Raw genomic sequence first — 6717 nt, 5'->3', positions numbered from 1 at the left:
AATTTTACATTTTGATATGTAATTTTTATATTTGCTTTTTGCATTTTGCTCTTTGGAGGAAATCCCTTTTGGACACCAAATCTGCATAGATTTCACTATTAGAGTTATTTTCAGACACCACCGATTTGTTAATCCATCCCTGATGAAAATCAGGGATGTTAAGCGTATCGTAAATAAATTTTAATTTTCTTCTCTGCGTCTCTGTGGCATCTTGCGGTGAACGGTTACCAGAATTTATAAAAAAAGTAGTTGCAAATTTAATTGATTTATGATAAACTAACAACATCAAAAGCACAAAAGGAGGAAAATACCAAAAATGGGAAAAAACTTTTTATTTACTTCTGAATCTGTAACAGAAGGGCATCCGGATAAAATTGCCGACCAAATATCAGATGGAGTTTTGGATGCAATTTTAGCCAATGACCCAAAAGGAAGGGTAGCGTGTGAAGTATTAGTCGGAATGGGTTTAGTTTTAGTTGCCGGTGAGATTACCACTGATTGTTATGTAGAAATACCTAAGGTAGCAAGGGAAGTAATTAAATCCACAGGATATACTGTTCCTGACTATGGATTTGATTATCAAGATTGTGCAATATTAACCTGTATTAACGAACAATCCGCAGATATTGCCTTAGGTGTGGATAAAGAAGGGGCTGGTGACCAGGGAATGATGTTTGGCTATGCCATAAATGAAACTCAAGAATTGATGCCATTACCTATTATGTTAGCCCACAAATTAGTTAAGCGATTAGCGTATGTCCGCAAAAGAGGAATTCTTGATTTTCTGAGACCTGATGGAAAATCCCAGGTAACCGTAGAATATAAAAATGGGCAACCAGCAAGGATAGATACGGTGATTATATCTGCCCAACATCACCCAGAAGCAACCATAGAAAATATTCGAGAAGGAGTGATTGAGGAGGTAATTAAAAAAACTATTCAGGCTGATTTTCTGGATAAGCAAACTAAGTTTTTTATCAATCCAACAGGGAGATTTGAGATTGGAGGTCCGGTAGGAGATACAGGACTTACTGGCAGAAAAATAATGGTCGATACCTATGGTGGTTGGGGAAGACATGGTGGTGGTTGTTTTTCAGGTAAAGACCCAACCAAGGTTGACCGCTCCGCATGCTATATGGCACGATACATCGCCAAAAATATCGTTGCCGCAGAATTAGCCTGTGCATGTGAAGTTCAATTATCCTATGCTATCGGTGTCGCTGACCCGGTATCCATTATGGTTAATACCTACGGTAGCGGAAAAATTGAAGATGAAAAATTAGTAAAATTAATCAGAGAGGTCTTTCCACTTACTCCGAAAGGGATAATCAATCATCTAAATCTTCTTAGACCAATTTATTGTAAAACAGCGGCTTATGGACATTTTGGTCGAGAAGAAGAAGAATTCACCTGGGAAAAAACAGATAAGGTTGAATTGTTGAAGAATAAGGTGTAATTGGTATTTAACCAATAGGGTTCTGCAAAATAGGATTTGTGGGAGACAACAAATAAATATTAAATATTAAATATCAAATATCAAATATCAAAATGCAAAATTACAAATCAAATTTCAAAAAGGAAGTAGCATAGTTTTTCAAAGAGTTGGAGGAATTTGGTAATATCTTTGCTTCAAGTATTTTAACGCTGAAAGGAAAGAGATAATTTTACATTTTGATATGTAATTTTTATATTTGCTTTTTGCATTTTGCTTTTTGAATACCCGCTTAAAAACTACAGTTTCCTGGTTTTGCAGAACTCTAATTTAACCAATAAAGAGGAGGAAAAATGAATTACGATATTAAAGACATTGGATTAGCCGAAAAAGGCAAATTACGAATTGAATGGGCAAGTTATTCAATGCCTGTTTTAAAATTAATTCGACAGCGGTTTGAACAAGAAAAACCATTGTCAGGAATAAGATTAGGTGCGTGTCTACATGTTACTACTGAGACAGCCAATTTAGTTATCACTTTGAAAGCAGGTGGGGCAGATGTTGCCCTTTGTGCCTCTAATCCTTTAAGTACCCAGGATGATGTTGCCGCATCATTGGTCAAGGATTATGAAATTCCTGTTTTTGCGATTAAAGGTGAAGATAACGATATTTATTACAAACATATAAATAGCGTTTTAGATTACCAGCCAAATATTACGATGGATGATGGGGCAGATCTGGTTTCTACAATTCATACCACAAGACAGGAATTAATTAAAAATGTTATCGGTGGCACTGAAGAAACTACTACGGGTGTGATTAGGTTACGGAGTATGGAAAAGAATAAGGTTTTAAAATTCCCGATTGTGGCAGTAAATGATGCTCAAACTAAACATTTCTTCGATAATCGCTATGGCACCGGCCAAAGCACTTTAGATGGAATTATTCGGGCAACGAATAAACTTATTGCTGGAACTAATTTTGTTGTTTGTGGTTATGGTTGGTGTGGTCGAGGGGTAGCAATGCGAGCTCAAGGTCAAGGTGCAAGAGTAATTATCACCGAAATTGACCCTCTCAAGGCTCTGGAGGCGGCTATGGATGGTTATCAGGTAATGCCAATGGAACAAGCCGCTCCAATTGGGGATATTTTTGTAACTGTGAGTGGCAATATCAGCGTGATTAGAAAAGAACATTTTGAATTAATGAAAGATGGAGCAATTATTTGTAACTCCGGCCATTTCGATGTCGAGCTTAATCTAACCCAACTTAAGGAACTATCTGCCTCTAAAAGAGATATGCGAGACTCAGTCGAAGAATTTACCTTGAAAAATGGACGAAGGATTAACTTATTAGGTCAAGGACGATTAGTAAATTTAGCCGCCGCAGAAGGACATCCCGCTCAGGTTATGGATATGAGTTTTGCAAATCAATCCTTATGCGCCGAATATATGAAAAAAATGGCTAAAAACCTTGAATTAAAGGTATATACAGTCCCTAAAGAGATTGATTCGCAAATTGCCTTTTTAAAACTGAAATCTATGGGGATTGAAATCAATACTCTCACGCCAGAACAACAAAAATATCTACAAGCATGGGAAATGGGAACTTAAAATAAAGAACAATTTGGTTAGAATGTTCCCCGCTGGCGGGGGATAAAGGAGGTGGAAAAGAATGTCTGTTACTCCTACATTAGATAGAATACCTGTTGAAGTAGAGGAATTGCCTGCGATATTAATACCTTATAAATGTGAGCAGTGTAACATACCATTGAAAAAAGTTAAAGATTTATATGTTTTGTCAAAAATAGAAAAAACATCAGGTGGAAAAGTTAGACTTGATATTGATAGAGGTGTTCCTGTAGTAACATATATATGTCCTAAGTGTGGGAAATTTACAATTTTTTCTGCAAGGAAATTAGGGGAAATATAAGAATGGCTGAAGAAACTTTAACCGAAAAAATAGAAGTAAAAAGAGAAGAATCAAGAATAAAAGTAATCATAATGTTAATCTGGCTTTCGGGTGTGTTGATAACCATCTCTATCATCTCAGGTTCAATCCTTCTTTATATTTTACCCGTAGATAAATTCTCTTTTAAGGATATGCTTAATCTTGTTCTTGTTGTTTGGTCAATCTTCTCTGGTTTATTAGGTTGTGCGGTAACATTCTATTTTTCAAGTAAAGGATAAAATGGAGAAGGATTAAGAAAATGATTGGAATAGTTATTGTTACACATGGTGAATTAGGGGCTAAACTTGTTGAGACTGGACAATGGATAGGGCTTAAAAAGGAAAATTTAGAAATCGTCTCTTTTTTCCCGAGTGAAGGATTGGATGATTTATCTAACAAAATTTCAAATGCCATTAAAAAAGTAGATAAAGGAGATGGTGTAGTCCTATTAACAGATTTACTTCACGGTAGTTGTTCAAAAGTAGCTGGTGAGTTTCTTGAACAAAAAGGAATTGAGGTAATTTGTGGAGTAAATTTACCGATGATTATCAGTCTTATGTCTCATCAAGATTTAGATTTACACCAGGCAGTTAAAAAAGCCAAAGAATCATCAAGAAAAGATATTGTAAGTCTGAGAGAACTATTGAAGGGGAAAAAAGAATAAAATAGGGAATATTATTCTAAGATAATTATCATGGCTATAGATTTAATTCGAATTGATGATAGATTTATTCATGGCTTAGTCATCATCGGCTGGGCAAGGGCATTAAGGTGCAAACAAATCGTAGTTGCCAACGATAAAGTCGCTAAAAATGAACCTCAAAAGAAATTAATGAGGATAGCTACCCCAGATGAAATAAAGATATTTATTCTCACTATCAATGAAGCCGCTGACTTAATCAAAAAAGGACAATTTGACATACTTCCTACCATATTACTTATTTCTAATCCGAAAGATGCCCTGCAATTAGTCCAGGAGGGTGTCTCTATTAAAAATATAAATGTCGGAGGAATGAAATTTACACCGGACAGAAAACAGTTATTTCCTTCTATTTCAATGAATGATGAAGAAATGCAGGTATGTCGTCAATTAGCCGCTAATTATGGAATTGAACTTGAAGTAAGAACTTCACCTGAGTCTCCAGCGGCTAATCTCCTTGACCATATATAAAGAGTAGACAATGCTTGGTCGCTACTCAATTGATGGGTAAAGTAACACAAGCATCTTGTAATAGTTACTATTTGAGGTATTATGATGTATATTCAAGAATTCCTACAAAAAACAGATTTATTAAATAAACTTGCCCAAATAACAGGTATCCCTTTATTTATTGTTGATTCTAACCAACAGGTATTTCAGAGCACTAAACTTTGTGAATTGATTAAACATAAAGGAAGATGTATGGGTAATCACCTTTCTATCCTCTCTGAGGTAATGAGTTCAGGTCAATCCTGTGTCCAAGAATGTGATACTGAATATTTAAGAGTAGGATTACCTATAATTACTAATGAAGGAACAATTGGGGTTTTAATCGGTTGTGGGCTATCCAGTAAAAAACAAGAGATTAAACAGAATATTCTGTTAATCAATGATATTATCCAAAACTTTATAAATAAAGAAGATATGGCTAAAGAAGTGGGAGTGCTTTATGAAGAATTAAATCTTTTATACGAGATAGCCAGGACCGTAAGTAATATATTTGATGTAGATGAAATATGTCAAATGTTAGTGGAAAAGGCAGTAGAGATAATCCGAGTAGAACGGGCATCATTAATGCTTCTTGACCGTGAGCGTGAATTTCTTAAAATTGTTGCCGCTCATGGCATCCCTCAAGAAATAGTCAAAAATACTCGAATAAAGGTAGGAGAAGGAGTTGCGGGCAAGGTCGTAAAAGAGGGGAAACCCTTGATTGTCTCGGATGCAGAGGCAGAAAATCTCTCTGAAGAAGAAAGAATGAAAAGATATAAAACTAAATCGTTTATTAGTCTGCCAATAATATCGGTTCCTTTGAAGGCAGTCGGAGAGATTATTGGTGTCATAAATTTGACCGATAAAATAGACCGCAGTATTTTTACATCACGGGATTTAAAATTGCTTACCGCTATGGCTACTCAAGGGGCAATAGCGATTAAAAATTTCTGGCTATTTACAGATGCTAAAGAACTCTTTTTCAATACGGTTAAATCTCTATCCTCAACCATCGATGCAAAAGATACTTATACCTACGGTCATTCTGAAAGAGTAAGCAAAATAGCCTTAGCCATAGCTGAGGAACTTAATCTTTCGTTTAAGGAAAAAGAAATAATATATTTAGCCGGGCTTTTACATGATGTGGGTAAAATAGGTATTCCGGAGGAAATTTTGCATAAACCATCAAAATTAAATGAAAAAGAATATAGCGAGATAAAAAAACATCCCACCATAAGTGCTCAAATTATAGGCACAATAAGACAAATGGAAGAGGTTGTTCCCATCATACTCCATCATCATGAACGATTTGAGGGTAGAGGCTATCCTAACGGATTAAAAGGAAAAGATATACCTCTTGGCAGCAGGATATTAGCTATTGCCGATACATTTGATGCGATGACTTCAAATAGACCTTATCGGGACAAGTTTACTATAGACTATGCCATTGCCGAGATAAAAAAGTATTCAAATATCCAATTTGACCCACAGGTAACCAGGGCATTCCTGAGTGCAATTGAAAAAGGTAAGATATTAAACGAATAGAGAAAGTAACCGTTCAGGTCTTGAGTTACTAATATTGATCGAGATTTCGGAACACTTACAAAATATTGAATGTAGAATGTAGAATATCGAATGTAGAATGTTCAAAGTATAAAAACGGCCAAACAGAAAAATCCAGAAACTTCATCATTCTACATTCGATATTCAATATTATTCCTGTTACCTAAACGATTACTTAATCTTTTATGTAACTATTCACCACGAAGAGCACGAAGGACATGAAGATGTTACAGAACAAATCTCTTTATGCCTTCTTTCAATCTTTCCACATTGAAATTTATCAATAGACCAACCTTGATATTTGCCAATTTCATATATGTCAATATTTGAGCTTCATGAATTCGATAATTCATCAAATTTCACTTCGTGCTCTCCGTGCCCTTCGTGGTGAATAGTTACCAATTTTTTCAGTCCTGAAGAGTAAAAAATCTTCGCACAAAAACTCCTTGAAATAATCCAATTTTTTGTAAGCGTTCAGGTGGTGTAACAAAAGGAGATGTGGAGATTAAGGAGATAGGGAGATATTATTAAAAAAATTGAAATTAATAGAAACTAATAGAAATTTATGGAAATTTGTTGTTTTCCA

General features: G+C 35.2%; 7 protein-coding genes and 1 pseudogene. 7 read left to right on the top strand and 1 reads right to left on the bottom strand.

The window, feature by feature from the left end:
• Positions 1 to 316 precede the first annotated feature (316 nt).
• From metK to AB1422_14800, 7 genes are all read left to right on the top strand, one after another.
• Positions 317 to 1456, top strand: a complete 1140-nt coding sequence (gene metK / locus AB1422_14830) for a methionine adenosyltransferase (GenBank protein ID MEW6620587.1) — start codon at positions 317 to 319, stop codon at positions 1454 to 1456.
• Positions 1457 to 1785: 329 nt separating this feature from the next.
• Positions 1786 to 3042 (top strand): adenosylhomocysteinase, encoded by a 1257-nt coding sequence (gene ahcY, locus AB1422_14825; GenBank protein ID MEW6620586.1) that lies wholly within the window; start codon positions 1786 to 1788, stop codon positions 3040 to 3042.
• 61 nt (positions 3043 to 3103) lie between these two features.
• Positions 3104 to 3361 (top strand): hypothetical protein, encoded by a 258-nt coding sequence (locus tag AB1422_14820; protein MEW6620585.1) that lies wholly within the window; start codon positions 3104 to 3106, stop codon positions 3359 to 3361.
• A 2-nt stretch (positions 3362 to 3363) separates the two neighbouring features.
• Positions 3364 to 3618: a hypothetical protein gene (locus AB1422_14815; GenBank protein MEW6620584.1), complete on the top strand. Its 255-nt coding sequence runs from the start codon at positions 3364 to 3366 to the stop codon at positions 3616 to 3618.
• Between the two features lie 20 nt (positions 3619 to 3638).
• Entirely contained in the window at positions 3639 to 4043 is a 405-nt protein-coding gene (locus AB1422_14810) for a PTS fructose transporter subunit IIA (GenBank protein ID MEW6620583.1), read from the top strand.
• A gap of 30 nt (positions 4044 to 4073) precedes the next feature.
• On the top strand, positions 4074 to 4550 hold the full coding sequence (locus AB1422_14805) for a PTS sugar transporter subunit IIB (protein MEW6620582.1): 477 nt from the start codon (positions 4074 to 4076) through the stop codon (positions 4548 to 4550).
• A gap of 81 nt (positions 4551 to 4631) precedes the next feature.
• Positions 4632 to 6113 carry an HD domain-containing phosphohydrolase gene (locus AB1422_14800; protein MEW6620581.1) on the top strand — a complete coding sequence of 494 codons (1482 nt, stop codon included), beginning with the start codon at positions 4632 to 4634 and terminating at the stop codon, positions 6111 to 6113.
• A gap of 245 nt (positions 6114 to 6358) precedes the next feature.
• Here AB1422_14800 and AB1422_14795 read toward each other — a convergent pair.
• Positions 6359 to 6472, bottom strand: a pseudogene (locus AB1422_14795) (GxxExxY protein).
• Positions 6473 to 6717: the final 245 nt, after the last annotated feature.

The organism is bacterium (genome assembly GCA_040757115.1).
GTDB lineage: Bacteria > UBA9089 > CG2-30-40-21 > CG2-30-40-21 > SBAY01 > JBFLXS01.
Note: the sequence above shows the minus strand (reverse complement) of the source record. Positions and strands in the feature narration are given on the sequence as shown.

Coding starts and splice junctions, on each gene's coding strand:
- metK (MEW6620587.1), top strand. CDS start 317: ATGGGAAAAAACTTTTTATTTACTTCTGAATCTGTAACAGAAGGGCAT.
- ahcY (MEW6620586.1), top strand. CDS start 1,786: ATGAATTACGATATTAAAGACATTGGATTAGCCGAAAAAGGCAAATTA.
- AB1422_14820 (MEW6620585.1), top strand. CDS start 3,104: ATGTCTGTTACTCCTACATTAGATAGAATACCTGTTGAAGTAGAGGAA.
- AB1422_14815 (MEW6620584.1), top strand. CDS start 3,364: ATGGCTGAAGAAACTTTAACCGAAAAAATAGAAGTAAAAAGAGAAGAA.
- AB1422_14810 (MEW6620583.1), top strand. CDS start 3,639: ATGATTGGAATAGTTATTGTTACACATGGTGAATTAGGGGCTAAACTT.
- AB1422_14805 (MEW6620582.1), top strand. CDS start 4,074: ATGGCTATAGATTTAATTCGAATTGATGATAGATTTATTCATGGCTTA.
- AB1422_14800 (MEW6620581.1), top strand. CDS start 4,632: ATGATGTATATTCAAGAATTCCTACAAAAAACAGATTTATTAAATAAA.